This is a genomic window from Nocardioides sp. NPDC059952, assembly GCF_042730435.1.
Classification (GTDB): Bacteria; Actinomycetota; Actinomycetes; order Propionibacteriales; family Nocardioidaceae; genus Nocardioides.
In genome coordinates this window covers 75,936-101,811 of the sequence record NZ_JBHWLY010000003.1, presented here as the reverse complement: position 1 = coordinate 101,811, position 25,876 = coordinate 75,936, and the positions used below count along the sequence as shown (strand labels likewise).

The 25,876-nt window shown below is 70.4% G+C and carries 20 protein-coding genes; 19 read left to right on the top strand and 1 reads right to left on the bottom strand.

Annotated elements, in window-relative coordinates; genetic code table 11:
- Nucleotides 1-6 precede the first annotated feature (6 nt).
- From ACFV9G_RS02275 to ACFV9G_RS02235, 9 genes are all read left to right on the top strand, one after another.
- Complete coding sequence (locus tag ACFV9G_RS02275) at nt 7-768, top strand: SDR family NAD(P)-dependent oxidoreductase (protein WP_378724533.1); 762 nt, start codon at nt 7-9, stop codon at nt 766-768.
- Nucleotides 765-1,904 (top strand): aldose 1-epimerase family protein, encoded by a 1,140-nt coding sequence (locus tag ACFV9G_RS02270; RefSeq protein WP_378724531.1) that lies wholly within the window; start codon nt 765-767, stop codon nt 1,902-1,904. The genes ACFV9G_RS02275 and ACFV9G_RS02270 overlap by 4 nt, the downstream gene beginning before the upstream one ends.
- 30 nt (nt 1,905-1,934) lie before the next feature.
- Nucleotides 1,935-3,155, top strand: coding sequence for a CaiB/BaiF CoA transferase family protein (locus ACFV9G_RS02265; protein ID WP_378724529.1), 1,221 nt, complete (start codon nt 1,935-1,937; stop codon nt 3,153-3,155).
- Nucleotides 3,152-4,291: a hypothetical protein gene (locus ACFV9G_RS02260; protein ID WP_378724527.1), complete on the top strand. Its 1,140-nt coding sequence runs from the start codon at nt 3,152-3,154 to the stop codon at nt 4,289-4,291. The genes ACFV9G_RS02265 and ACFV9G_RS02260 overlap by 4 nt, the downstream gene beginning before the upstream one ends.
- Complete coding sequence (locus ACFV9G_RS02255; RefSeq protein WP_378724525.1) at nt 4,288-5,076, top strand: enoyl-CoA hydratase/isomerase family protein; 789 nt, start codon at nt 4,288-4,290, stop codon at nt 5,074-5,076. Before ACFV9G_RS02260 ends, ACFV9G_RS02255 begins: the two co-directional genes overlap by 4 nt.
- A gap of 14 nt (nt 5,077-5,090) precedes the next feature.
- Nucleotides 5,091-6,302, top strand: coding sequence for a fumarylacetoacetate hydrolase family protein (locus ACFV9G_RS02250; RefSeq protein ID WP_378724524.1), 1,212 nt, complete (start codon nt 5,091-5,093; stop codon nt 6,300-6,302).
- Nucleotides 6,299-7,813: an aldehyde dehydrogenase (NADP(+)) gene (locus ACFV9G_RS02245; RefSeq protein ID WP_378724522.1), complete on the top strand. Its 1,515-nt coding sequence runs from the start codon at nt 6,299-6,301 to the stop codon at nt 7,811-7,813. The genes ACFV9G_RS02250 and ACFV9G_RS02245 overlap by 4 nt, the downstream gene beginning before the upstream one ends.
- A 626-nt stretch (nt 7,814-8,439) precedes the next feature.
- Nucleotides 8,440-9,621, top strand: coding sequence for a CaiB/BaiF CoA transferase family protein (locus ACFV9G_RS02240; RefSeq protein ID WP_378724520.1), 1,182 nt, complete (start codon nt 8,440-8,442; stop codon nt 9,619-9,621).
- Nucleotides 9,622-9,697: 76 nt separating this feature from the next.
- The gene (locus tag ACFV9G_RS02235) at nt 9,698-10,717 is read left to right on the top strand and encodes a LacI family DNA-binding transcriptional regulator (protein WP_378724518.1); all 1,020 of its coding nucleotides are present in this window, start codon (nt 9,698-9,700) and stop codon (nt 10,715-10,717) included.
- 39 nt (nt 10,718-10,756) lie between these two features.
- Here the strand turns inward: ACFV9G_RS02235 and ACFV9G_RS02230 are convergent, their stop codons facing one another.
- A complete protein-coding gene (locus tag ACFV9G_RS02230; RefSeq protein WP_378724516.1) occupies nt 10,757-13,522 on the bottom strand; it encodes a hypothetical protein in 2,766 nt (921 codons plus the stop codon).
- Between the two features lie 246 nt (nt 13,523-13,768).
- Here ACFV9G_RS02230 and ACFV9G_RS02225 point away from each other — a divergent pair, with 246 nt between their 5' ends.
- The 10 genes from ACFV9G_RS02225 to ACFV9G_RS02180 all read left to right on the top strand — a co-directional run bounded on the left by ACFV9G_RS02225 (nt 13,769) and on the right by ACFV9G_RS02180 (nt 25,833).
- A complete protein-coding gene (locus ACFV9G_RS02225; RefSeq protein ID WP_378724514.1) occupies nt 13,769-15,103 on the top strand; it encodes an ABC transporter substrate-binding protein in 1,335 nt (444 codons plus the stop codon).
- A gap of 106 nt (nt 15,104-15,209) precedes the next feature.
- The gene (locus ACFV9G_RS02220) at nt 15,210-16,181 is read left to right on the top strand and encodes a carbohydrate ABC transporter permease (protein ID WP_378724512.1); all 972 of its coding nucleotides are present in this window, start codon (nt 15,210-15,212) and stop codon (nt 16,179-16,181) included.
- On the top strand, nt 16,178-17,128 hold the full coding sequence (locus ACFV9G_RS02215) for a carbohydrate ABC transporter permease (protein ID WP_378724510.1): 951 nt from the start codon (nt 16,178-16,180) through the stop codon (nt 17,126-17,128). Before ACFV9G_RS02220 ends, ACFV9G_RS02215 begins: the two co-directional genes overlap by 4 nt.
- On the top strand, nt 17,128-18,228 hold the full coding sequence (locus tag ACFV9G_RS02210) for a Gfo/Idh/MocA family protein (protein ID WP_378724508.1): 1,101 nt from the start codon (nt 17,128-17,130) through the stop codon (nt 18,226-18,228). The genes ACFV9G_RS02215 and ACFV9G_RS02210 overlap by 1 nt, the downstream gene beginning before the upstream one ends.
- 63 nt (nt 18,229-18,291) lie before the next feature.
- Nucleotides 18,292-19,440, top strand: a complete 1,149-nt coding sequence (locus ACFV9G_RS02205; protein WP_378724506.1) for a CaiB/BaiF CoA transferase family protein — start codon at nt 18,292-18,294, stop codon at nt 19,438-19,440.
- Nucleotides 19,437-20,606: an extracellular solute-binding protein gene (locus tag ACFV9G_RS02200; protein ID WP_378724504.1), complete on the top strand. Its 1,170-nt coding sequence runs from the start codon at nt 19,437-19,439 to the stop codon at nt 20,604-20,606. Before ACFV9G_RS02205 ends, ACFV9G_RS02200 begins: the two co-directional genes overlap by 4 nt.
- A complete protein-coding gene (locus ACFV9G_RS02195; RefSeq protein WP_378724502.1) occupies nt 20,603-21,082 on the top strand; it encodes a MaoC family dehydratase in 480 nt (159 codons plus the stop codon). The genes ACFV9G_RS02200 and ACFV9G_RS02195 overlap by 4 nt, the downstream gene beginning before the upstream one ends.
- On the top strand, nt 21,079-22,377 hold the full coding sequence (locus tag ACFV9G_RS02190; RefSeq protein ID WP_378724500.1) for an L-fuconate dehydratase: 1,299 nt from the start codon (nt 21,079-21,081) through the stop codon (nt 22,375-22,377). Before ACFV9G_RS02195 ends, ACFV9G_RS02190 begins: the two co-directional genes overlap by 4 nt.
- An 8-nt stretch (nt 22,378-22,385) precedes the next feature.
- On the top strand, nt 22,386-23,267 hold the full coding sequence (locus ACFV9G_RS02185; RefSeq protein WP_378724498.1) for an amidohydrolase family protein: 882 nt from the start codon (nt 22,386-22,388) through the stop codon (nt 23,265-23,267).
- A 163-nt stretch (nt 23,268-23,430) separates the two neighbouring features.
- Entirely contained in the window at nt 23,431-25,833 is a 2,403-nt protein-coding gene (locus ACFV9G_RS02180; RefSeq protein WP_378724496.1) for a glycoside hydrolase N-terminal domain-containing protein, read from the top strand.
- Nucleotides 25,834-25,876 lie beyond the last annotated feature (43 nt).

Here is a 25,876-nt window from a genome sequence, read left to right as displayed (position 1 = left end):
AGTCAGATGACGTCCCGGACCATGCAGACCCGCGGTTGTGCCGTGGTGACCGGAGCGGGTGGCTCGCTCGGCCGCGCCAGCGCCGTGCGCCTCGGGCAGGAGGGCTTCTCGCTCGCCCTGCTCGACCTGGCCGGGGACGGGCTGACCACCACGGCCGCCGAGGTCGAGGCGACCGGAGCCCGGCAGGTCACCGTGCCGACGGACGTCCGCGACGCTTCCGCCGTCGTCGCTGCCCTGGAGCGGGCCGAGCGCGAGCTGGGGCCGCTCGAGGTGCTGCTCAACAACGCCGCGATCTATCCGGCGACGCCGTTCCTCGACATCGCGGTCACCGAGTACGACGACGTGGTGGCGGTCAACCAGCGGGCCTACTTCGTGGCCGCCCAGGCGGCGGCCCGGCTGATGGCGCCGCGGGGGAGCGGCTCGATCGTCAACGTCGGCTCGATCACCTTCACCGGCGGCTGGGACAAGCTCGCCAGCTATGTCTCGACCAAGGGGGCGGCGGTGGCCCTGACCCGTGCGCTCGCGCGCGAGCTCGGTCCGCACGGCATCCGGGTGAACGCGGTCGCCCCGGGTGCCTTCCCGACCAAGGCCGAGGAGATCCACGAGGATCCCGAGGCCTATACGGCCCACGTGCTGGACCACCAGGCCTTCAAGCGGCGTGGTCGCCCCGACGAGCTGGCGGCTGTCGTCGCCTTCCTGGTCGGGCCGGATGCGTCCTTCATGACCGGGCAGACCCTGAACGTCGACGGCGGATGGAACATGCAATGAGCGATCTCAGCACCGAGCTGGACATCTTCGGACACCGACTCACCCCGCGCGCGCTGCGCGAGCGCACCGGCGACACCGAGTCGGTCGCCGGAGTGCGGCAGGTCGTCCTCGACAACGGCTCCGAGCGCGGCGTACGCGCGGTGCAGCTGCGCACCTCGGCCGGGCTCGAGCTCGAGGTGCTGGTCGATCGCGCGCTCGACCTCGGTGCGGCCCGGCTGCGGGGCGTCCCCTTCGGGTGGCGAAGCGGCAACGGCTTCCGCCATCCGGGCCTGCACGAGCACCACGACGAGGGCGGTCTGTCCTGGCTGCGCGCCCTCGACGGGCTGCTGGTCTCCGGCGGCCTGGACCACACCCTCTTCGGCGGCGACGTCGACGCGACGGCGTACAACTATCCGCCCAAGCAGACGGTCGACCACGGCCTGCACGGCCGACTCACCGCGATCCCCGGGCGGCTGCTCGAGGCCGGTGAGGTGTGGGACGGCGACCGGTGTGTGCTGCGGGTGCGGGGAGAGGTGGTCCAGGCGACGTCCTTCGGGGAGCACCTGCGCCTGACCCGCACGATCGAGGTCGACTTCGACGGGCTCGACATCCGTCTCCACGACGTCGTCGACAACCTCGGCTTCGACCCGACGCCGCACATGTTCCTCTACCACCTCAACTTCGGTTGGCCACTGGTCGATGCGGGCAGCGAGCTCGTCGCGGCGATCAGCGAGACGCCGTGGTGCTCCGACTCGGTCGCCGAGCAGGGCGTCTCCTACCGCACCCTCCCCGAGCCGCAGCCGCGGTTCGTCGAGCAGGTCCACGAGCACACGCTGGTCGCCGAGGGCGAGGGGCGCCACCGGGTCGCGCTGGTCCGCGGCGACGAGACCCTCGGGGTCGAGGTCTCCTGGGACTCCGCCACGATGCCGCACTTCTTCGAGTGGCAGAACCTCCGCAGCGGCCAGTACGCCATCGGGCTGGAGCCGTCGACGCATGCGGTCGCCGGCGACGCCGCTGCCCGCGAGGACGGGTCGATGACCTGGCTCGACCACGGTGACTCGCGCAGCTACTCCACCACGATCCGCGTGCTCGACGGCGCGGATGCCGTCCGGGCGTCCCGGGCCGCGATCCGCGCGCTCGGCGACCAGCCCGACTGATCCGCCACCCACCGACGCAAGGAAGAACCGATGACCTCCACACCCCGCATCCTCGAGGGCTACCGCGTCCTCGACTGCTCGATCGCCATGGCCGGCCCGTTCGCCGCGCAGCGGCTGGGCGACCTCGGCGCCGACGTCGTCAAGGTCGAGCCGGTCACCGGCGAGTGGCAGCGCCACGCCGCGGCCGGTGGCGCGCAGGGCAACCGGATCAACGTCTCGTTCCTCTCGCTCAACCGCAACAAGCGCTCGCTGGCCGTGGATCTCAAGAACGTTGCCGGCAAGAACGTTCTGTTGCGGATGGTTGAGAACGCAGATGTTTTTCTACAGAACTATCGTCCGGGAGTGGCCGAGCGCCTCGGCGTCGACTACGCGACCCTCTCGGCGATCAACCCGCGCCTGGTCTACGTCTCGATGTCCGGCTACGGCGAGGACGGCCCCGACGTCGACCAGCCCGGGCAGGACCTGCTGCTGCAGGCTCGCAGCGGCGCGATGCTCTCGACCGGTCGTCACGGAGAGCCGCCGCAGCCGGCGGGGCAGTACCTCGTCGACGCGGTCACCGCGTCCACCGCGTTCGAGGCGGTCCTGGCGGCGCTGCTCCACCGCGAGCGTACGGGTGAGGGACAGCTGGTGAAGGTGAACATGCTGGACGCGATCACCACGCTGCAGATGCAGGAGCTGTCGGTGTTCGTGGCCGGCAAGGTGCCCCAGCAGCGCAGCGCGGAGCCGCATGCACACGTCTACATCCGGGCGCCCTACGGCACGTTCAAGACCGCAGACGGCTTCCTCGCCCTCGCCATGCCCGACCTGCCGACGCTGGGCCAGGTCATCGACGAGCCCGCGTTCGCCGAGATGAGCTCGGAGGTGCACGGCTGGACCCACCGGGACGAGGTCCACCGCCGCACCGCGGACAGGCTGGTGCTGCGTACGACGGACGAGTGGCTCGCCGCCCTCGGTGCCGCCGGCATCTGGTGCGGCCCGGTCCAGGACTACGCGGCCCTGGTCGAGGACCCGCAGATCAAGCACAACGGGACCTTCGTCGAGTACGACCACCCCACCGAGGGCCGGGTCACGACCCCCGGATTCCCGTACGCCTTCTCCCGCACGCCGGCCGCGATCGAGCGGGGCGCTCCCCTGGTCGGGGAGCACACCGGCGAGCTGCTCGCCGAGGCCGGCTTCACCGACGAGGAGATCGCGGCACTGACCGCCGACGGCGTGGTCGCCGAGACCAGCCCCGACCAGCCCGCCGCATGAGTCAGCCGACCTTCCGAGGCCTGACCTGGGACCACCCACGTGGCCGGGACGCTCTGGTCGCGGCGGCCGAGGCGAGCGACCTGGACCTGACCTGGGACGTCCACCCGCTCAGCGGCTTCGAGTCCACCCCGATCGAGGAGATCGCGGCCCGCTACGACCTCGTCGTCCTCGACCACCCGCACCTTGGCGACGCCCTCGCACAGGGCTGCCTGCAGCCGTTCGACGACCTCGTGGGCCGTGAACAGGTCGAGGCGTGGGCGGATGCCGCCGTCGGCCCCAGCCTGGCTTCGTACGTCATGGGCGGACGGCTTTGGGCGGTGCCTCTCGACGCCGCGACGCAGGTCGCTGCCACCCGCGCCGACCTGGTGCACAGGGCGCCGAGGCAGTGGACGGACGTCGCTGCGCTGTCCCGGCAGGCGCCGGTCGCGCTGTCGGTCGCCGGCCCGCACGCACTGCTGACGTTCTCCTCGGTCTGCGTCGCGCTGGGGGAGGAGCCCGGAGGCGAGGACCGCTTCGTCTCCGGCGACGTCGGACGCCAGGCCCTCGAGCTGATGGCCGACCTGGCTTCGCGGGCGCCGCGCCACACCCTGGACCTCGACCCGATCGGACTGCTCGCCGAGATGACCGAGGGCGACACGATCGCCCACGTGCCGCTCGTCTACGGCTACGTCACCTACGCCGACATCACGCTGGACCGTCCGGTGCGCTTCACCGACGCGCCCACGCTGGCACCCGGGTCGCGGCCCGGCTCCACCCTCGGCGGGACCGGCCTGTCCCTCACGGCACGGTGCCGGGCCACGCCTGAGCTGCTCGACCACGTACGCGACCTGATGTCCGGGCCGGTGCAGCAGGACTTCATCCCGGCACACGCCGGCCAGCCGTCGGCACGCGCCGCGTGGACCTCGTCGACGGTGAACGAGCCGGTGGGCGACTTCTACCTCGGCACTCTCGACACGGTCGAGCAGGCGTGGGTCCGGCCACGTCACCCGGGCTACGTGAGGTTCCAGACCGAGGCCGCCGAGGTCGTGCGCGAGGCGGTGGCCGGCTCGATCAGCATCGCGGCCGCCCTCGGTCGGATCGACGACCGCCACCTGGCCGCCCTCGGCCGTACGAATCCGGAAGGAGCTGCCCGATGACCGCACCTGAGTCGACCTGCCCGGAGGTGCTGTTCGAGCAGCGCGGCCACATCGGCGTCATCACCCTCAACCGGCCCGCCAAGCTCAACGCCGTCACCCAGGAGATGTCCGACGCGCTCGTCACGCTGGCGCGCTGGTGCAACGAGGCCGACGAGGTGCGGGTCGTGGTGCTCACCGGCGCCGGGGACCGCGCGTTCTGCGCCGGCTCGGACATCGCCGAGCTCGACAAGTACGCCACCCCGTGGGCCTTCCGCAACCGGGAGGACTACTGCGACTCGCTCAAGGTGCTGCGCAAGCCGGTCATCGCCGCGATCAACGGCTACGCCCTCGGCGGCGGTCTGGAGACCGCGCTGATCTGCGACATCCGGCTGGCGTCGACCACCACGAAGCTCGCCGCCGCGGAGGTGAAGCTCGGCTGGATCGGCGGCGGTGGCATGTCCGCCCTGCTCGACCGCTCGATCGGTCCCAGCAACGCCGCGATCATGCTGATGACCGGCGACCCGATCGACGCGCGGCAGGCCCTCGCGTGGGGTCTGGTCAGCGAGCTGCTCTCGCCCGAGGCGCTGCTGCCGCGGGCGCTCGAGCTCGCCGAGACCATCGCGAGCCGTGCCCCCATCGCGGTAGAGACCGCCAAGGCCAACCTCGCCGCCGCCGCCAACATGCCGCTGGAGCAGGCGGTCGCCTACGAGCGCGACATCCAGACCGTCTGCTTCGCGACCGCCGACGCCGCCGAGGGCCGCGCCGCGTTCGCCGAGAAGCGCGCACCCCGATTCGTACGAGCCTGACCGGAGGACCACCGATGACCGCCACCACCGACTGGGGGCCCGACCTGGCCGCCACCCTGCCTGCCGCCCTGCCCGCCGAAGGACCCACCGATGGCGCCGTCCCGACGCTCGTGGGGCGCGTCTGGGACCCGAAGGCCGGAGGCCCGAGTGTCGTCGTCGTGCGGGACGGCGCTACGTACGACGTGAGCGGGAGCTTCCCGACGGTGCGCGACCTCTGCGAGCAGACCGACCCCGCCGCCGCGGTGGCCGACGTGCCCGGCGAGCCGCTGGCCACGGTGGCCGATCTGCTCGCCAACACACCGCCGGAGAGCCGCGACGCCACCCGCCCCTGGCTGCTCGCGCCGGTCGACCTGCAGGCGGTCAAGGCCGCCGGGGTGACCTTCGTGGTCTCGATGCTGGAGCGGCTCATCGAGGAACGCGCCCGTGGCGAGGCCGACGCCGCGGCCACCGTGCGTGCCGAGATCACCGCGGCGATCGGCGGCGGGCTCGACGAGCTGGTCCCCGGCTCGCCGGAGGCGCTGCGGCTCAAGGCGGTGCTGCGTGAGCGTGGCATGTGGAGCCAGTACCTCGAGGTCGGCATCGGGCCCGACGCGGAGATCTTCACCAAGGCCCAGCCGCTGTCCGCGGTCGGCACCGCCACCGAGGTCGGGGTGCTGGCCGCGTCGCGCTGGAACAACCCCGAGCCGGAGGTGGCGCTGGTCGTCGCCTCCGACGGCCGGATCGTCGGCGCCGCTCTGGGCAACGACGTCAACCTGCGCGACGTCGAGGGCCGCTCGGCACTCCTGCTGCCCAAGGCCAAGGACAACAACGCCGCCTGTGCCATCGGCCCGTTCGTACGTCTCTTCGATGATGGCTTCACCCTCGACCACGTGCGCGCGATGACCGTCTCGCTCGAGGTACGCGGCGAGGACGGCTTCGAGATGCTGGGGACCTCGTCGATGCGCGCGATCAGCCGCGATCCTGCGGATCTGGTCGGCCAGCTGATCGGGCCGCACCACCAGTACCCCGACGGGGCCGTACTGCTCCTCGGCACCATGTTCGCGCCCTCCGACGACCGGGACGAGGCCGGCATGGGGTTCACCCACCACGCGGGCGACGTCGTCCGGATCTCCGCACCCGAGCTCGGCACGCTCGTCAACCTCGTCCGGGCGAGCGAGGAGTGCGCACCGTGGGACTTCGGCGTCGCCGACCTGATGCGCAACCTCGCCGGAAGGAACCTGCTGTGACCGTCCTGTCCTCCTACAACCCCGCCACCGGCGAGGAGATCCCGACCGAGCTGCGAGCCACCACCACCGAGGAGGTCGACCAGGTCGTCACGGAGGCGCAGGCCGCCGTGCCGGCCCTGGCAGCGCTGGGTCGTGAGGGCCGCGCCCGCCTGCTCGAAGCGATGGCCGACCGGCTCCAGGGCCACGGCCCCGCGCTCGTCGAGACCGCGATGTCGGAGACCGGGCTGGCCCGGCCCCGCCTGGAGGGCGAGGCCGGCCGCACCACCTTCCAGCTGCGCCTCTTCGCCGAGGCCGTCCGTGAGGGCAGCTTCCTCGAGGCCGCGATCGACCACGCAGGTCAGACGCCGCTGGGCCCTGCCCCCGACGTACGCCGCATGCTCGTGCCGCTCGGCGCGGTCGCCGTGTTCGGGGCCAGCAACTTCCCGCTCGCCTTCTCGGTGCCGGGCGGCGACACGGCGTCCGCGGTCGCGGCCGGGTGTCCGGTCGTGGTCAAGGCGCACGAGTCGCACCCGCTGACCTCCCAGCTCGCCTTCGACGCACTGCGAGCCGCGGTCGAGGACCTCGGGCTGCCGCCAGGGACGATCGGTCTGGTCCACGGTCGCGAGGCCGGTGCCTCCCTCGTCGCGCACCCGCTCGTCAAGGCGGTCGGCTTCACGGGCTCGCCCGCAGGGGGACGGGCGCTGCTCGACCTGGTCAACGCCCGCCCCGAGCCGATCCCGTTCTACGGCGAGCTCGGCAGCCTCAACCCGCTCGTGGTCACCCGCGGTGCCGCCGCGGCTCGCGGGGCGGCCATCGCCGAGGGCCTCGCCGCCTCGATCACCGGGTCGGGCGGGCAGCTGTGCACCAAGCCGGGACTGGTGTTCGTGCCGGCCGGTGAGGCCGGCGACCGGCTCGTCGAGGAGCTGGCCGCGATCCTGGCCGAGTCGGTCGCGCAGCCGCTGCTCAATGTCGGCATCGCGAGCTCCTACCGCGAGATCCTCGGCCGCCTCGCGTCGACGCCCGGCGTCACGTCCGCCGTCACCTCCGCCGTGACTGCGCAGGAGCAGAGCGAGCCCGCATGGGCCGCCGCGGGACTTCTGGTGACCGGCACGGCGGAACTTCCGGAGATCCTCGAGGAGTGCTTCGGTCCTGCCGCCGTCGTGGTGAGGTACGCCGACGAGGCCGACCTCGTCGCGGCGCTGGAGCAGGTGCCCGGATCCCTCACCGCGTCCCTCCACTCCGAGCCCGACGAGTCCGCGCTCACCCGACGACTCGTCGCGGCGGTCACCCCGCTCGCCGGACGCCTCGTCTTCAACGGCTTCCCCACCGGCGTACGCGTCTCCTGGGCGCAGCACCACGGCGGCCCGTGGCCGTCCACCAACACCGTGCACACCTCGGTCGGCGTCACCGCCATGCGCCGGTTCCTACGCCCGATGGTGTGGCAGGACGCGCCGGAGCATCTGCTTCCCGAGGAACTGCGCGACGGCCACACCGCCACACCGCGCCGCATCGACGGCACCCTGCACCTCTGAGCAAAGCCGACGCGTCAGCCGCGTCGGCCGAGGCGTCAGCCGCGTCGGCCGAGAGGTCAGTCGCGTCGGCCGAGAAGTCAGTTGCGTCGGCCGAGCCGGCGGTGCCGTGCCAGGTCGGCCGTCCTACGTGACGCCTCGGCCGTCCTACGTGACGTCTCGGCCGACGTACGTGACGTCTCGGCGCCGGTCCTTCGCCGCCTCGTCCGAGAGGTCAGCCGCGTCTGCCGAGGAGTCAGTCGCGTCGGCGGAGGAGTCAGTCGCGTCGGCCGAGAGGTCAGCTGCGTCGCCCGAGCCGGCAGCACCGTGCCAGGTCGGCCGTCCTACGTGACGTCTCGGCCGACGTACGTGACGTCTCGACGCCGGTCTCGCGTCGCCTCGGCCGAGAGGTCAGTCGCGTCGGCCGAGACGTCAGCCGCGCCGGCCGAGAGGTCAGCCGCGTTCGCCGAGAAGTCAGCCGCGTCGGCCGAGCCGGCAGCACCGTGCCAAGTCGGCCGACCTACCGGACGCCTCGCCCGACGCACGTGACGCCTCGCCCGACGTACCTGACGCCTCGGCGGTGCTTGCTCTCCACGTCCGCTGAGACGTAGGCTTTGCGCAAACGATTGATCGCGCGAGGGGGAGTGGCGATGCAACCGGAGGATCTGCCTCTCGCAGGGACCGTGGTCCTGGACTTCAGCCAGTTCTTGGCGGGTCCCGTCGCAGCGTTGAGACTGGCGGACCTGGGCGCGCGGGTGATCAAGGTCGAGCGCCCCCGCACCGGCGAGATCGGCCGGACGCTCGCATTCGCGGGTCGCTCGGCGGCGGGGGACACGCTCTCGTTCCATGCCATGAACCGCAACAAGGAGGCGGTGGTCGCCGACCTCAAGGACCCGGACGACCTGGATCGGGTGAAGGACCTCGTCGCTCGCGCCGACGTCCTCATCGAGAACTTTCGGCCTGGGGTCATGGAACGCATCGGCCTCGACTACGAGAGCGTGCGTGAGCTCAACCCGGCGCTGGTCTATGCGAGCGCCTCGGGCTACGGCGACACCGGCCCCTGGGCGAGCCGACCCGGCCAGGACCTCCTGGCTCAGGCCGTGTCAGGGGCGACGTGGCTCGCCGGCGCGGACCGGCCGATGACGATCGGCCTCTCCCTGGCGGACCATCTGATGAGCTGCCACCTCGCCGAAGGCGTGACCGCACTGCTCGTACGCAGGGCCAGAACCGGGCGGGGCGGGCTCGTGGAGACCAGCCTGCTCGAGGGCATGCTGGACCTGCAGGCGACGCTGCTGACTCGACGCGAGGGCGAGGACATGGCCGCCTCGCCTCGTCCGACGTCTGCCTGGACCGCCGCCGGGGTCTTCGCCAGCAAGGACGGCTACGTAGCGCTGTCCGGGGCGCCGCTCGACGAGCTCGCGACCATGCTGGACGACGCCGAGCTCGCCCGGCTGGCGGCCACAGGAGGCGAGGAGGATGAGCCCCCGAACCAGGTGAGCGACCTGATCGCCGCCGCGCTGGGACGCGACACCACGGCCGCCTGGCTGGACGCGCTTGACGCCAAAAACGGGTCGAGCGGATGGCTCGCGCCGGTGCGCACCCTCGAGGAGCTGCTCGCATCGCCGGAGTTCGCCGCGCTCGAGATGACCCAGGAGGTCGAGCGCTCGGCCCCGGAACCGGGCGGCACACCTGTGACCCTGACGACCACGCGGAGCCCCATCCGCGTCGACGGCGAGATCCTCCGCCATCGTCGAGGCGCACCCCGGCTCGGCGAGCACGGCATCCTCCGCGAGGGAGCCGATCCGCTCGGGGGTGACCCGCATGGCCGATGACGGCCGACCGGCTCCTGCCACGCCGGAGCAGTCGGGTCCCAAGCCGCCGCTGCCGGGCAGAGCTAGGCTGCGGCCCATGGCCACCCTCGGCGATGTCGCAGCCCTTGCCGGTGTCTCGATCTCCGCTGTCTCGCGGGTGCTCAGCGACGCGCCGTCGGCGCGGGTGAGCGAGGCGACCCGCCAGCGGATCGTGGAAGCGGCCAAGGACCTCCAGTACCGCCCCAACTTCGCCGGTCGCGCGCTCAAGTCGGCGCGCACCCAGGTGGTCGGCCTGGTGGTGCCCGACCTGACCAACGCCCTGTTCACCGAGCTCATGCACGGCGCCGAGGACGAGGCCGCCGAGAAGGGCTACACGCTGCTGCTCGGCCGCGCCGACGACGTACGCCCTGGCGGCGAGATGATCGCCCGGCTGATCGGTGAGGGGCGCGTGGACGGCATGGTCATCCAGGTCGGCGACGGTGTCGCGCCGGCGGGGATGGGGGAGCTCTTGGCCTCGGGCGCTCCGATCGTGCTGATCAACTCCACCTACCCGGGACATGTCGGCTCGGTCGCCCTCGACGACCGCACCGGTGCCCGGATCGCCACCCAGCACCTGATCGATCTCGGCCACGAGCGGATCGCCTTCGCCAACGGGCTTCCGCGCTCGTTCACGGCGAAGCGACGGCGGGTCGGCTACAAGGAGGCCCTCGTCGCGGCCGGGCTACCGGTCCGGCCGGGCTACGAGACCCGGGTCGGCTACACCGCCGACAACGGCCGCACCGCCCTGCGGCGGCTGATGGAGCGGGAACCGAGGCCCACCGGGATCGTGGTCGCCAACGTCAACGCCGCCATCGGTCTTCTCGCTGCCGCACGAGCCGACGGGATCCGTGTGCCCGAGGATCTGTCCGTGGCCACCGTGCACGACTCCTGGACCGCGGAGAACACCTGGCCACCGCTGACCGCGGTCAAGATGCAGTTCTACGACATGGGACGCGCGGCGGTACGCAGCGTGGTCCGTCGCATCGAGACCGGTGAGATGGCCGACGAGATGATCACCGACCCCGCCCCGGAACTCATCGTGCGGGAGTCCACGGCGCCACCGCGCCGAGCCGTTTGAGAACCCAGACGAGTTCTCGAACGGCCCGGCCGCGGGGGCTCAGGGCTCCCGTACGAACGTGACGTAGCTGGATCCGCCCTGTCCGGAGACTCCCGAGTTGCCGCCGAGCGTGAGCGTGCCGGCCGGCACCTCCTTGCGGAAGAGCACCATCTGCCGGTCGGTGGTGCCCACCGTCGACGGCGTACGGGTCCAACCGCCGTCGGTGAGCCACCGCGGCCACCACACGCCCTCGCCGCGATCGTCGAACGCGACCCACACCGTGGTGGGTTCGGAGATCTCCAGGGTGAGGTACTCCTCGGAGACGACCTTGGAGTCGTCGTTGGCGCCCCTCACCATGATCGTCCCGGCGAGCTCGTCAGGCAGGTCGCTGACGACGTAGGCGCGATCCGCGTAGATCGGCGCACCCTCCTGCGCGCGCAACATGGCCCGCAGCTTGCTCGGGGCGAGCACGCGCACGGTGTCGCTGACCACCTGGGGCGTGCTCGTCGCGACGCCGTACGTCCTGGAGCCCAACTCCAGCGGGGCCTGCGCCGCGGAGCCACCGAGCGCGACGAAGCGATAGCTCGCCCCGGCAGGCGTGATGCGGTAGGACGCCCCGTCGGTGGTGGCGAACCGAAGGACGTCCCCCGAGCCGTGCTCGACGAGCCGGCCGCGAGCGTCCCGCACCTCGACCCGCCGACCGGGCCACGGGTTCGCCACCGCGAGCCGGTCCCGGCTCCCGGCCTCGATGCCGACGAGCGTGGGCCCGCCGTCCCGGACCTCGACATCGACCCGGTGTCCACCCGGGATCTGGACGGCGCCGGTCACGCTCCAGTCCTCCGGGATCGAGGGCGCGATCCGTACGGTCCCGTGGTCGTCCTGCACGAGGGCGTCCTGGACGGTGGAGGCCACGACAGCGTTCCAGGTGTCGTAGAAGCCGCCGCCGCGCAGCGGGTCGTGGTTCTTGCTGTGTGCGGCGAAGCCGTTGTCGAAGACCTGGAAGTCGCTCGTGCCCTGCTCGAGCAGGTCGACCATGTCGTCGGCACGGTGCAGCCAGGCGGCCTGCTGGGCGTCCGAGGCCCACTCCCGGGTCTGGTCGAAGACCCGCGTCGTGAAGGTGTCGTGAGCGATCTGGTCCTCTGCGCCGACCGCCCGCCACGGCCAGATCGCCTCGAGGTCGGGGTTCTGGGTGTTGTGGTCCTCCTCGTCGGTCGCGGACCAGGCGATCACCTCCTTGCCGTCGCGGACCGTCGTCGGCAGCTCCGGGAGCCGGGGGATCGCCGCCTCGATCTGCTCGGCGAGGCGCAGGTTCCCGTGCTCCTTGGTGACCTCGGCCAGGAACGGGAAGATCGTGCGCATGCCGGCCACGTCGGGCGTCGGGTCGGTCGTGTCCCACTGCGTCTCCAGCGCGTTGACGTGGTGGAGGTGCAGCCGTCCGTCGTCGCCCTCCTCCAGAACCGAGAGGTAGAACTCGGCGACGCCCTCGAGCAGCGGATAGGCGCGGCGCAGGATCTCGCGGTCGCCGGTGTAGTCGGACTGGAGACGTACGTTCTCGACCAGCTCGGCCCCGGTCGAGAGGATGCGGTTGAGCCATGAGGGCTCCATCGAGCTCACGCATGCTTCGGCGGTGCCGTCGTACACCAGGAACTCAGGGACGCAGATCCCGTCGGCCTCCGGCCAGTTCTTCCGGGTCCAAGCCTTCATCTCCTCGATCCTGTCGAGGTAGAGGTCGAAGTAGGGGGCGTTCTGGTCGGCGGTGTCGGCGCCCAGGTTCGCCCACACCGGCTGCCGCAGGTTGAAGTGCCACCACGCGTCCGACGACCAGTGGATGTCGTCGCGGTACGACGACCACAGGCTGGTCACCCCGCCGTGGCTGGCCGGCACCGCGCCGCCGCTGGAGGCCTTCGCGACGTAGAGCTGCATGGCCCGGAGCGCCTCGAAGTAACGGGCGGATCCGTCGGGGCTGTCCAGGCGCATGGGCGCCGCGCCCTTCCAGTAGCGGTGCCACTCGTCCAGGTGGTTCCGCTGTGGCTGCGACGGAAGCCGGGTGGCGGTCGCTGCCGAGCGGACCACGTCCTCGCCGGCCCAGGACGGGACGCCGAGCACGATGCGGAACCTCCCGTCTGCACCCGGGCGGAACTTCAGCCGTACGCCGAGCTCGTCGACGATCTCGGCCCGCACATCGCGTGCCTGGGCGGTCAGCGCGGCCAGCTGCCCGGTCGAGCGGGCGTTCGACTCGTCGGTGAAGGTCTCCGCGACGACAGCCGTGTCACCGTGGGCCCACACCGTCGGCGTACGGCCCTCCCACAGGCCGAGCTCGGCGGTCTGCTGCTTGTCGGGGTCGGCACCTTCCACCTCGACGACGAGCTGGTCGGCGTCGGCGCGCACATAGCTGCGCACCGTCATGCCGTTGCCGCGTTGCGTGAGCGTCGCGTCGTGCAACGAGAGGCGACCGCGGTAGTCCTCGGCGGAGGAGAGGCCGTAGAGACCCGGCAGCACCAGCTGGCCGGCCGACTTCAGCTCCGGAAAGGTATCTCCACGGTTCAGCTGGGCGGTCCAGCCGTTGGCCGCCCAGACACCGGCGCCGAGCTCGCCGTTGGCGAGCGGCACGGCCTGGTCGGCACGCCACGGTGCCGTGGCAAGGACGAGGTCGGAGCGCGAGAGCAGGTCGGCGGTGTCGACCCGGAGGGCATCGCGGAGCCAGGCCGAGGTGGTCCGCGACGCCGCGGGCGTCCCGTCGGCCGCATTCGCGGGGGACGCGGCGAACAGGGTCGCCAGCATCGTCAGCAGTGTCGTCAAGGTGACCAGGGAACGAGTGGTGCGCATGGTCCTTCTTCCCGAGCCGGCTCGCCGTCGGGTGGGTGTCGGCTCGCAGTGAGATCAATCGTTTGACTTGCTCAATCGTTTGAGTGACGCCGATCACTTTGACGTCGCCGGCCACGGATCGTCAAGGCCTGGAAGGAAGATCCACTCAAACGATTGACCACTCCCAGTGATCTGCTCTAACGTTTGAGCAGTGGTCTGCGTCACACCGCACCCCGCTCGGGACACATCGTCGAAGGAGCCATGTCCATGAAGCGAAATCCACTCGGTTCACGTCACCGGGCGGCCCTGGTGGCCGCCGTGACCCTGCTGACCGCCTCGTTGCTGGGTGCGTGCGGCTCCGGCGGAGGGAGTGATGCCGCGGGGGAGAAGACGGACTCCGGAGGCGCGATCACCGTCTGGGTCGACCCGCCGCGCGTGCCCGCGGCGAACGCCTTCAAGAAGGCCTACCCCGACATCGACATCAAGATCAACCAGATCGACGGGACCGTCGGAGGCAAGTCTCTCCAGCAGCAGTTCGCCCAGTTCAACGAGGCCGGGAAGGGCTGGCCGGACGCCATCTTCTTCCCCTCGAACGACGACATCGCCTGGGCCTCCGGTGCTCAGATCGACTACACGCTCGACCTGAGCGACCAGCTGCCCGACGTGCTCGAGGGCTACCAGGGTTCGATCAACGCCGCCTGCGAGATCGACGGCCAGGTCCGGTGCCTGCGCAACGACGCGGCTCCCGACGTGTTCTGGTACAACAAGGCCTTCTTCGACGCCAACGGCTACGAGGTGCCGACGACCTGGGAGGAGTACGGCGACCTGGCCGTCACGATCGCCAAGGAGCACCCGGGCAAGATCAGCGGCTTCACCGGCGATGCGTACGCCCCCGACCGCTATCTGTGGGGGTCGGGCTGCCCGACCAACGACCGGCAGTCCGAGACCGTGGTCCACATCGACACCTCGGACGCCAAGTGCACCCGAGCGGTGGACCTGATCGACACGATGCTGGGTGGCAAGGCTCTCTCGACCGTCGGAATCTTCGACCCGGACGCGGCCAAGGTCGGCAAGGACCTGGTCATGAGTCCCGGTGCCGCATGGTGGGGCGACTACCTCTTCAACCAGACCTGGAAGATCCCGGCCGGTGAGATGACCGCCGTGGAGCCTCTCGCCTGGGACGGTGAGAGCGAGCCCTCCACCGGCAACGAGGGCGGGGGCCTCTGGGGTGTCTCGAACCACATCACGGGCAAGCAGCTCGAGAACACGCTGACCTTCGCCGAGTTCGTCGCCACCGACCCGAGGTGGCAGGTCGAGCTCTCCACCGGTCTGCCGGCGTACGGACCCGTGCAGGACGCTTGGGCGGAGAAGCAGGCCAAGACGAACTACTTCGCTGACAACGAGGCCACGTTCGAGGCGATGAAGAAGGCCAACGACCACGTCGTCGACGGCCACGCCTACATGCTCTACAACACCGGAGCGGTGTGGACCGAGACCATGGCCGCCGCTCTTGCCTCGGGAGGCGACGTCGACCAGGCCTGGACGTCCTTCGGGGACGAGCTGGTCAGCCAGGCGAAGGCGATGGGCTACACGGTCGAATAGCCCGGCCGCGCACGAGTCCCTTCGGCCCGGATCATCCCGGGCCGAAGGGATGCCATCCCAGTCACATCGGGGCCTCACGGTGGCCCGGACACATCGGAGGAGCAACATGTCGACCGCCTTGATGGAGGACATCGCCACCTCGCCGCCTGAACCGGGCGCGCGGCGTCGTCCTCGACGACGCGTGGCGCGGCCCAGCGAGACGCGTGGCGCCTGGGTGCTGATGGCGCCGTACCTCGTCCTGCTGATGATCGCGGGCATCATCCCGGTCGCGTACGCGATCAAGACATCGCTGGAGAAGGCGCCGACGCCGCTGGACCCCACCGGGGGTTTCGGGGGCGTGGACAGCTTCAGGACCGTCGTCACCGACTACCGGTTCGTCGACACGTTCGTGAACATCTTCGCGACCCTGGTGGTCTGGCTTCCGATCATGACCATCGGCATCGTCGGGCTGGCTCTGCTGGTCCACGCCAGCCCCGGATGGTTCGGGTCGTCGATGCGGTTCATCTACTACATCCCCGGGGCTCTGGCGGGCGTCGCCAACCTCGTGCTCTGGGTCTACCTGCTCAACCCGAGCCAGTCGCCGATCGAGGGGTTCTGGCAGGCGCTGGGCGTCGACACCATCAAGCAGGCGGTCGCCGGGCCCGGGAACCTGCCGTTCATCCTGGCCGTGATGATGTTCTTCCAGGGAGTCGGTCAGTGGGTCATCGTGGTCAACGGCGGCCTCAACGGGATCTCGGAGGAGACGCTCGAGGCAGCGCGGCTGGACGGTGCCAACGAATGGCGGCTGGCCTGGCACGTGAAGCTGCCGATCATCCGGCCGTGGATCGGCTACGCGGTGCTGATGAACCTCGCCTACGGGTTCCAGCTGTTCCTCGAGCCACAGCTGCTCGACCAGGTCGCCAGCAACGCCCTGGACGATCACTGGACGCCCACCCAGCTGGGCTACGCCTTCGCCTTCAGCAACTACAACTTCCCCGCAGCCGCCGCGATGTCGCTGATCCTGCTCGTGATCACGCTGGGCATCGGACTGCTGGTCGTCTTCCGAACCGGTCTGTTCGGTGAGGAGGAGCACCGATGAGCCAGAGCACCATGGCCGAGCGCCGCGAGGCCGGTACGAAGCGAGGCATGTTCGACTGGAGCGTCGGCAAGACCGCGCGCGTCGTCACGATGCTGTTCGTCGCGTGCATGTTCATCCTTCCGATCACCGGCTTCATCGCGATGGCGTTCCGATCCAACGAGGGTGTCGCATCCGGGGCAGGCGGGCCGTTCGGCTTCGGCGACATGTCGTGGGACAACGCGCAGTACAGCTGGTCGCAGGTCAACGGCTTCGGGCCCGGCGGCGGTGGGCTCTACACCCGCTGGCTGATGAACACGCTCGCCGTGGCCGGCGGGGGCGCGCTACTGGCGGTCTTCGCCGCGCTGCCTGCGGGATACGCGCTGGCCCGGCTCCGGTTCCGCGCCCGCCGCGCCGTCCTCCTGATCACCCTGATCACGATGGTGATGCCCAACACCGTGCTGGTCATCCCCATCTTCCTCGAGGTGAATGCCATCGGCGCGGTCGGCGAGCTCTGGCCGGTGGGGCTGATCATGGGCTTCTTCCCGTTCGGGGTCTATCTGGCCTACATCCACTTCATGACGACCATGCCCCAGGAGCTCGTCGAGGCAGCCCGGATCGACGGTCTCGGCGAGGTGTCGATCTTCTGGCGGGTCGCGCTCCCGATCTCCCGCCAGGCCGCGGTGCTGGTCGGCTTCTTCGCCTTCGTCGCCAACTGGATCAACTTCTTCCTGCCGCTGGCACTGCTCTCCTCCAACCAGAACAACCAGACCCTCCCTGTCGGGCTGCAGCAGCTGATCGGCGCCAGCCCGTTGTTCAACCCGACCGTCGCCGCAGGGCTGGACGTGAAGCTCTACATGCCGCAGCTGGCCCTGGCGACCTTCATCTCGATGCTGCCGCTGCTGATCGTCTTCCTCGGCGCGCAGAAGTTCCTGATGCGTGGCGAGACGATGGGGGCGGTGAAGGGCTGATGGCCCCGCACTCGCCACCGGAGCTCGACCCGCACCCCGGCTACTCGGCCGAGATGCCGGCGACGCCGCGTCCGATCGTGCTCGTGGGTGCCGGCGGGATCGTCCGTGACGCCCACCTGCCGGCGTACGCGAAGGCGGGGTTCGAGGTCGCCAGCATCACCGACCTCGTCCCGGAGCGGGCGCGGGAGCTTGCCGGACGCTATGACATCCGCGCGGTGCACGAGAGCGTCGCGGACGCGGTCCGGTCGGCACCGGCCGACGCGGTCTACGACGTCGCTCTTCCGCCCGAGGCACACGTCGAGGTTCTCGAGCAGCTGCCCGACGGTGCCGCCGTCCTGCTGCAGAAGCCCTTGGGGAACCACCTGGCCGAGGGGGTCCGCACCCGTGAGGTGTGCCGGCGCAAGGGGCTGGTGGCGGCGGTCAACACCCAGCTCCGGTTCGCGCCGTACGTCGTCGCTGCTCGCGAGCTCATCGCCGCCGGCACGATCGGGGAGCTCTACGACATGGAGGTCCGGGTCTCGGTTCGGACCCCGTGGGAGATGTTCCCCTACGTACTCGACCTGGACCGGCTCGAGATCAACATGCACAGCGTCCACTACCTGGATCTGGTGCGTTCCTTCCTGGGAGACCCGACCGGCGTGCACGCCGTCACCGTGCGCCACCCCGAGAAGTCTCACGCCAACAGCCGCTCCGACATCGCGCTGAGCTACGGGGAGCGACCGATCAGGGTCGTCGTCTCCACCAACCACGACCACCACTACGGACCCCGGCACGAAGAATCCTTCGTCAAGTGGGAGGGCACCCGCGGCGCCATCCGGGCACAGCTCGGCCTGCTGCTGGACTACCCGCGCGGCGGCGAGGACTCGCTCGAGGTGGTCACCGACGACCGGCTCGACGCCGGCTGGCGACCGGTGCCGTTCGAGGGGTCCTGGTTCCCTGACGCCTTCATCGGCTCGATGGCGGTGGTCCAGCGCTTTCTCGAGGGGTCGATCCCGTCGCTGCCCACCGAGGTCGAGGACGTCTTCCGCACCATGGCGGTCGTCGAGGCGGCGTACACGGACGCGGCCCGAGGTGGAACGCCTCCGCCCTATGACCAGTAGCCACCTGTCCCCGCCTGGTTCGTCCTGGTCCGCCCCTGGTCCGCCCTTCCGAAAGGATCCCCGATGACACTCACCCGTGCCTCCGAGCTGCCCCTGGAGGGCGTCACGGTCCTGGACTTCAGCCAGTTCCTGGCCGGCCCCGTGGCGGCGCTGAGGCTCGCTGACCTGGGCGCCCGGGTCATCAAGATCGAGCGACCCGCCGGCGGAGACGCGGGCCGGAGCCTGGCCTTCGCCGGGCGGTCGGTCAACGGCGACAGCCTCTCCTTCCACGCCATGAACCGGAACAAGGAGAGCGTGACGGCAGATCTGAAGGATCCCGCCGACCTCGAGCGCGTCCGCGGACTGGTCGCGGGAGCCGACGTGATCGTCCAGAACTTCCGCCCCGGGGTGATGGAGCGGATCGGGCTCGACTACGAATCCGTCCGGGTGCTCAACCCGAGCATCGTCTACGGCAGCGTGACCGGGTACGGCGTCGTCGGCCCGTTCCAGGACCGTCCCGGACAGGACCTGCTCGCCCAGGCGATCGCCGGTCTGCCCTGGCTCAACGGGTCGGCCGACGATCCGCCGGTCCCCGTCGGGCTGGCGGTGGCCGACCACCTCGCCAGCTGTCACCTGGCCCAGGGCATCACCGCCCTGCTGGTCCGGCGGTTCCGAACCGGGAAGGGCGGACTGACCGAGACGAGCCTGATGGAGTCACTGCTGGACCTGGAGTTCGAGCTGCTGACCACCCGGCTCAACGACCCGACGGTCGAGGTCCGCCGCAAGGGGCCGCGGTCCGCCCACGCCTTCCTCTCCGCTCCCTACGGCATCTACCCGACGAGCGACGGCTACCTCGCCATCGCGATGAACCCCGTGCCCGTCATCGGGCGGCTGCTCGGGCTCCCCGAGCTGGAGGCGATGACCGACCCGCAGACGTGGTGGGACCGGCAGTCGGAGATCGAGGAGGCGATCGGCGACCGCCTTCGGGGTGACACCCGGGACGCCTGGCTGGCCGTCCTGGACGCCGAGGACGTGTGGTGTGCCCCGGTGCTCACCCTCTCCGAGCTCGTGGAGCACAAGGGCTTCGAGGCCATCGCGATGACCCAGCAGATCCGTCGTGACGGCCTCACCCTGACGACCACCCGCAGCCCGATCCGCATCGACGGCGAGCGGCTCACCAATCCGCGCCCGGCTCCACGCCTGGGCGAGCACGACCTCGAGGGGGACCGATGACCGTCCTGCACGGCATGACCTGGGAGCACCCGCGTGGCTACGACTGCCAGGTGGCGGCATCGCAGGAGTACGCGCGCCGGACCGGGATCGAGGTGCGCTGGGAGTACCGCTCGCTGCAGGCGTTCGCCGACGCGCCGCTGGGTGAGCTGGCGGAGCGTTTCGACCTGGTGGTCATCGACCACCCCCACGTGCCGCTGGCCGTCGCGGAAGGAGTGCTGGCGCCCCTGGACGGCGCCGGCCACGACGACGAGCTGGCCGCCCTGGCCGCCGATGCCGTGGGCAGCAGCCACGCGTCGTACCGCCATGCCGGGCGCCAGTACGGCCTGGCCACGGACGCCGCTGCCCAGGTGGCCGCGCACCGCCCGGACCGGCTGCCGGCTCCGCCCGGCACGTGGGAGGAGGTGCTCGAGCTGGCCGCCGAGGGCAGGGTGCTCTGGCCGGCCAAGCCGATCGACGCCTACTCCACGCTGTGCACCCTGGCGGCCAACCGGGGGACGCCGGTCAACGCCGAGCCCGGAAGCTTCCTGCCCGAGGAGGCCGCGATGAGCGTGCTCGACCTCATGCACCGGCTCAGCGACCGGATTCCCTCGTGGTGCCTGACCGCGAACCCGATCGAGGTCGCCGAGGCACTGGCCGGCGACACTGCCGAGCCGTGGGCGTACGCGCCGTTGATGTACGGCTACACCAACTACTCCCGGGCCGGTTTCCGGCCGCATCGCCTCAAGTACGTCGACATGCCCTCCGGCCCCCGGGGAGTGGCCGGCTCGCAGCTCGGGGGTGCCGGCGTGGCCGTCTCGGCCCGGTCGAGAGACCTGGACGCGGCCCGGGCGTACGCACTGTGGGTGGCCTCGCCGGAGGTTCAGTCGGGCATCTACTACGACGCCGGTGGCCAGCCCGGCTACGCCTCTTCGTGGGACGACGACCGGCTCAACGAAGACTCCTGGGACTTCTTCCGTGGCACCCGGGCGACCCTCGAGGGCGCTTGGGTGCGGCCGCGTACCGCCGGCTACATGGAGTTCCAGGACACGGTCTCCCCGTGGGTGACCGAGGCGATGGCGGGGCAGCTGACGGACGCGGAGCTGGTCCGCCGTGCCGGCGAGCTCGCCGAGCGCCTGCTCGTCGCAGAAGTCGACGCAGATGGCATCGAGGAAGGAGCATTCCGATGAGAGTCGAGGAACGCTGGTTCGAGGACTACGCGGTCGGGGAGTCCAGGACCACCCTGGGACGCACGATCACCGAGGCCGACATCGTCCTGCACGCCGGTCAGACGGGTGACTTCTTCCCGCATCACATGGATGCGGAGTGGATGGCCACCCAGCCGGCGGGACAGCGGATCGCGCACGGGACGCTGATCCTCGCGGTGGCGGTCGGGATGACGGCCACCGACATCAACCCACGATCCATGTCCTACGGCTATGACCGGATCCGTTTCATCGGCCCGGTCTTCATCGGCGACACCATCACCGTCACCGCCGAGATCACCGAGACGACGCAGCACCGGAAGAAGCCGGACGAGTTCGGCTACGTCCACGAGCTCGTCACGGTGACCAACCAGCGTGCCGAGACGGTGCTGGTCCTGACCCACCTCTATCTCGTGAACAAGCGCAACGGCCACCCATCCGCACAGGAGGATCCCTCGTGACCCGTATCACCGCCGTCGATGTCACCGATGTCCGCTTTCCGACCTCTGTGTCGATGGACGGATCCGACGCCATGAACAAGGACGGTGACTACTCGGCCACGTACGTCGTGGTGAGCACCGACGACCCGGAGCTGTCCGGCTTCGGTTTCACCTTCACCATCGGGCGCGGAAACGACATCTGCACCCTGGCGGCGCAACGCCGCGGTGAGCCGCTGGTCGGGCGCGATGTCGGCGACGTGGTGGGTGACCTGGGTGGGGTCTACCGGGATCTCGCCTCGGACTCCCAGCTGCGCTGGCTGGGCCCGGACAAGGGGGTCGAGCACCTGGCCCTCGCCGCCGTGATGAACGCGGTCTGGGACCTGGCTGCCCGGGAAGCCGGCAAGCCGCTGTGGCGGCTGCTGGCCGAGATGAGCCCCGAGGAGCTGGTCGACGTCGCGGACCTGAGCTATCTCAGCGACGCCCTCACCCGGGAGGAGGCCCTGGACATCCTCCGCGCCGGCGTTCCCCATCGTGAGGAGCGGATCCGGCACCTGGAGGAGACCGGCTACCCCTGCTACACCACCTCTGCCGGCTGGCTGGGTTACTCCGACGACAAGCTGCGCAGGCTCGCCACCGAAGCGGTCGAGTCCGGCTATCGGCACATCAAGCTGAAGGTCGGTGCGAACCTCGAGGACGACATCCGGCGCTGCGAGATCGCGCGGGAGGTGATCGGCTGGGACGCGAAGCTGATGATCGACGCCAACCAGGTCTGGGACGTGCCGCAGGCCATCGAGTGGGTCAACGCGCTGGCCCGCTTCGAGCCGTGGTGGATCGAGGAGCCGACCAGCCCTGACGACATCCTCGGCCACGCCGCCGTACGCAAGGCGGTGGCCCCGATCGGGGTGGCCACCGGTGAGCACGGCATGAACCGGGTGCTCTTCAAGCAGATGTTCCAGGCGGAGGCCATCGACTTCTGCCAGCTCGACTCCGCGCGGCTGGCGAGCATCAACGAGATCCTCGCCGTCTATCTGATGGCCCAGAAGTTCGGCGTGCCGGTCTGCCCCCACGCCGGCGGCGTGGGTCTGTGCGAGCTCGTCCAGCACCTGTCCGTCTTCGACTACGTGGCCGTCTCGGGCACGCTCGAGGACCGGGTCACCGAGTACGTCGACCATCTCCACGAGCACTTCACCGACCCGTGCATCGTCGAGGACGGCGCCTACCGGCTGCCGGCCCGGCCGGGCTACAGCGCGGAGATGCATCCCGAGTCGGTGGCGACGTACGCCTATCCGAACGGCAGCTACTGGGCGACCCGGTGAGACCTCGGATGATCATCGACAGCCACCAGCACGTCTGGGACCTCACCCGCTCGCCCTATCCGTGGCTGGGTCCCGACGTGCCCGAGTACAACCGCACGTTCACCTTCGACGAGATCCAGCCGCAGCTGCGGGCGCAGGGAGTGGACGCGACCGTGCTGGTCCAGTCCGACGACCACGACGGCGACACCGACCTGATGATCGAGGTCGCCGACCAGCACCCCGAGGTGGTCGGGATCGTGGTCTACGTGCCGCTGGACCGGCCGGACGTGGCCGCCGAGCGGCTGGAGTCGCTGCGGCGGGACGACCGGGTGGTCGGCGTACGCAACCTGATCCACAACCTCCCCGACCCCGACTGGATCCTCCGGCCGGACGTCGACGAGGGGCTCGGGCTGCTGGAGCGGCTCGGGCTCACCTACGACCACGTCTCGGTGCTGCCACGCCACCTCGAGCACGTCGCGACGCTCTCCGAACGCCACCCCGACCTGCGGATCGTGGTCGACCACCTCTCCAAGCCGCCGATCGGGGAGGCCGAGCGCGAGCCGTGGTGGAGCCTCATCGAGCGGGCGGCGTCGAACCCGCACGTGTTCGGCAAGATCTCCGGGCTCTATCCGGGGGCCGCCCCGGACACCTGGACCGTGGCCGACCTCCAGCCCATCGTCGACCGGGCGGTCGAGGTGTTCGGCCCCAGCCGGCTGATGTACGGCGGCGACTGGCCGATCTCCACCGCCGCGGGAGGCTACGAGCGGGTCTTCGGCGGGCTCCAGGACGCCTTGGCCGGTCTGTCGAGCGAGGAGCGCGAGGAGATCTACGCCGGCAGTGCGCGGCGCTTCTACGGGCTCGCCGAGCAACGGCTCGCGGCCGCGGAGGCGTCGGCTCGGGAAGTGCTCTGACCCATCAGAGATCGGATCATTTGCTTCGTCCTGACTGATCGACAAGGCCGACTTCGGCCAAAACAGCCCTGAATCGCAGCAACCATCGACATGACGTGTGATGTCTATTACATTGAAACAACCGATGTTTGCCCCATGGTGGGCGTGAGTCAGGAGGAAGCTGATGGTGGACTTCACGAGACGACGGGTGCTGCAGGCCGCTTCGGCGGTGGCCGGCGGTGCCCTGGTGCAGCCGGTCGTGACCCAGGCGGCCGCGGCCGCCGACGAGCCGGAGACCAACCCCCTCGAGCTCTGGTATCGCCAGCCGGCGCAGGAGTGGCTCCAGGCGTTGGCGATCGGCAACGGCCGGATGGGCGCGATGGTCTTCGGCGGGGTGGCCAGCGAGAAGCTGATGCTGAACGAGGACTCGGTCTGGGCCGGTCATCCGCACAGCTATGACCCGCCTGGCGGAGCCGAGGCGCTCCCCGAGATCCGCAAGCTGATCTTCGAGGACAACTGGGTGGGCGCCCAGCGTCTCGCCGACAAGGAGTTCATGGGACGGCCCAGTGAGCAGGCCTTCTACCAGCCGGTCGGTGACCTGCTGCTGGAGTTCCTGGGCCTCGACGGCGAGCCCACGACCTACCGGCGCTCGCTCGACCTGCGGAGCGCGACCGCGATCTCGGAGTTCGAGGTCGGCGGCGTGCGCTACCGCCGCGAGTCGTTCGTCAGCCACCCGGACCAGGTGATGGTCGTCCGCCTCACCGCGGACCAGGCCGAGAAGGTCTCGTTCAACGCCACCTTCGGTTCGCCGCAGCAGAGCGACGTGCAGCCCCACGATGCGCGGACGCTCGCTCTGGAAGGCATCAGCGGAGCCACGGAGGGGATGGAGGGCGCGGTCCGCTTCATCAGCCTCGTCCGCGCCGAGACCGACGGCGGCACGGTCCAGTGCGCCGACACCCAGCTGCGCGTGCGCAACGCCACCTCGGTGACGCTGCTGCTCACGATGGCGACCAGCTACCGCAACTACGCCGACGTCAACGCCGACCACGTACGCCGCGCGGAGCAGCCTCTCGAGGCGGCCACCGGGCGCGGCTACGGCCAGCTGCGTTCGGCGCACGTGCGGGACTATCAGAAGCTCTTCGGCCGGGTCGACATCGACCTCGGCACCTCCGCCGCGATCGAGAAGCCGACCGACGAGCGGGTGGCGGTGTTCCGCGAAGGCGGCGACCCGCAGCTGGCCGCGCTGTGGTACCAGTTCGGGCGCTACCTGCTGATCTCGTCCTCCCGGACCCCGGGCCAGCCGGCCAACCTGCAGGGCCTGTGGAGCTACAAGATGCAGCCCGAGTGGCAGTCGAAGTACACCCTCAACATCAACGCGCAGATGAACTACTGGCCCGCCGGCCCGGCCAACCTCGCCGAGTGCTGGGACCCGATGTTCGCGATGACCGAGGAGCTCGCGGAGGTCGGACGGAACACGGCCCAGAAGATGTGGGGCTCGGACAAGGGCTGGGTCGCCCACCACAACACCGACGGCTGGCGAGGCACCGCTCCGGTCGACTTCGCCTACTACGGGGTCTGGCCGATGGGCGGCGCCTGGCTCTCGCTGCTGTTCTGGGAGCGCTACGAGTACACCGGCGACAAGGCGAACCTCGCCGAGCACTTCCCGACGCTGCGGGGCGCGGTCGAGTTCTTCCTCGAGACGATGGTGCGCGACGAGCAGTCCGGCTACATGGTCACCTGTCCGTCGCACTCGCCGGAGATCAAGCACCACGAGCAGGACGACGAAGGGGTCAGCATCTGCGCGGGTCCGACGATGGACTGCCAGATCCTGCGTGACCTGTTCACCGCGTTCGAGAAGGCGGCCGCCGCGCTCGGCAAGCACGACCCGCTCGTCGAGCGGGCGCTGGCGATGCGCGACCAGCTGCCGCCCAACCAGATCGGCTATCTGGGCCAGCTGCAGGAGTGGCTGATCGACTGGGAGGAGGCTGCCCTGGAGCGCAGCCGCCACGTCTCTCACCTGTGGGGCGTCTTCCCCTCCGACCAGATCAGCCCGCTGCGTACGCCTGAGCTGGCCGACGCCGCGCGCAAGGCGCTCGAGCTGCGCGGCCCGGCGGTCACCACCGGGTGGTCGCTGGCGTGGAAGATGAACATCCGCGCGCGCCTTCTCGAGCCCGAGAACGCCTACCTCCACGTCCAGCACATGCTGCACCCGTCCCGGACGGCGCCCAACCTCTTCGACCTGCACCCGCCGTTCCAGATCGACGGGAACTTCGGCGCCGTCTCCGGGATCACGGAGATGATCATGCAGAGCCACTCCGGCGAGCTCTTCCTGCTCGCCGCGCTCCCGGAGGCATGGCCCGAGGGGAAGGTCCGGGGCCTGCGCGCCCGCGGTGGCTTCGAGGTCGACCTGAAGTGGGCCGACGGCAAGGTCGAGGTGGCACGGATCCGGTCGCTGCTCGGCAACCGGCTCCGGCTGCGTACGCAGCAGCCGGTCAAGGTGGCGGGGACGAACGTCTCCCGGCCGGAGGAGAACGTCGTCGAGTTCGACACCCGGCGCGGCAGCACCTACACCGTGGTCCCGAAGTAGGGACCGTCTCGGGCCGGCCGCGAGTGGTTCGCGGCCGGCCCGA

Bases quoted from the DNA above. Each gene is read 5' to 3' on its own strand.
- ACFV9G_RS02275 (WP_378724533.1), top strand. From the start codon at position 7: ATGACGTCCCGGACCATGCAGACCCGCGGTTGTGCCGTGGTGACCGGA.
- ACFV9G_RS02270 (WP_378724531.1), top strand. From the start codon at position 765: ATGAGCGATCTCAGCACCGAGCTGGACATCTTCGGACACCGACTCACC.
- ACFV9G_RS02265 (WP_378724529.1), top strand. From the start codon at position 1,935: ATGACCTCCACACCCCGCATCCTCGAGGGCTACCGCGTCCTCGACTGC.
- ACFV9G_RS02260 (WP_378724527.1), top strand. From the start codon at position 3,152: ATGAGTCAGCCGACCTTCCGAGGCCTGACCTGGGACCACCCACGTGGC.
- ACFV9G_RS02255 (WP_378724525.1), top strand. From the start codon at position 4,288: ATGACCGCACCTGAGTCGACCTGCCCGGAGGTGCTGTTCGAGCAGCGC.
- ACFV9G_RS02250 (WP_378724524.1), top strand. From the start codon at position 5,091: ATGACCGCCACCACCGACTGGGGGCCCGACCTGGCCGCCACCCTGCCT.
- ACFV9G_RS02240 (WP_378724520.1), top strand. From the start codon at position 8,440: ATGCAACCGGAGGATCTGCCTCTCGCAGGGACCGTGGTCCTGGACTTC.
- ACFV9G_RS02235 (WP_378724518.1), top strand. From the start codon at position 9,698: ATGGCCACCCTCGGCGATGTCGCAGCCCTTGCCGGTGTCTCGATCTCC.
- ACFV9G_RS02230 (WP_378724516.1), bottom strand. From the start codon at position 13,522: ATGCGCACCACTCGTTCCCTGGTCACCTTGACGACACTGCTGACGATG.
- ACFV9G_RS02225 (WP_378724514.1), top strand. From the start codon at position 13,769: ATGAAGCGAAATCCACTCGGTTCACGTCACCGGGCGGCCCTGGTGGCC.
- ACFV9G_RS02220 (WP_378724512.1), top strand. From the start codon at position 15,210: ATGTCGACCGCCTTGATGGAGGACATCGCCACCTCGCCGCCTGAACCG.
- ACFV9G_RS02215 (WP_378724510.1), top strand. From the start codon at position 16,178: ATGAGCCAGAGCACCATGGCCGAGCGCCGCGAGGCCGGTACGAAGCGA.
- ACFV9G_RS02210 (WP_378724508.1), top strand. From the start codon at position 17,128: ATGGCCCCGCACTCGCCACCGGAGCTCGACCCGCACCCCGGCTACTCG.
- ACFV9G_RS02205 (WP_378724506.1), top strand. From the start codon at position 18,292: ATGACACTCACCCGTGCCTCCGAGCTGCCCCTGGAGGGCGTCACGGTC.
- ACFV9G_RS02200 (WP_378724504.1), top strand. From the start codon at position 19,437: ATGACCGTCCTGCACGGCATGACCTGGGAGCACCCGCGTGGCTACGAC.
- ACFV9G_RS02195 (WP_378724502.1), top strand. From the start codon at position 20,603: ATGAGAGTCGAGGAACGCTGGTTCGAGGACTACGCGGTCGGGGAGTCC.
- ACFV9G_RS02185 (WP_378724498.1), top strand. From the start codon at position 22,386: ATGATCATCGACAGCCACCAGCACGTCTGGGACCTCACCCGCTCGCCC.
- ACFV9G_RS02180 (WP_378724496.1), top strand. From the start codon at position 23,431: ATGGTGGACTTCACGAGACGACGGGTGCTGCAGGCCGCTTCGGCGGTG.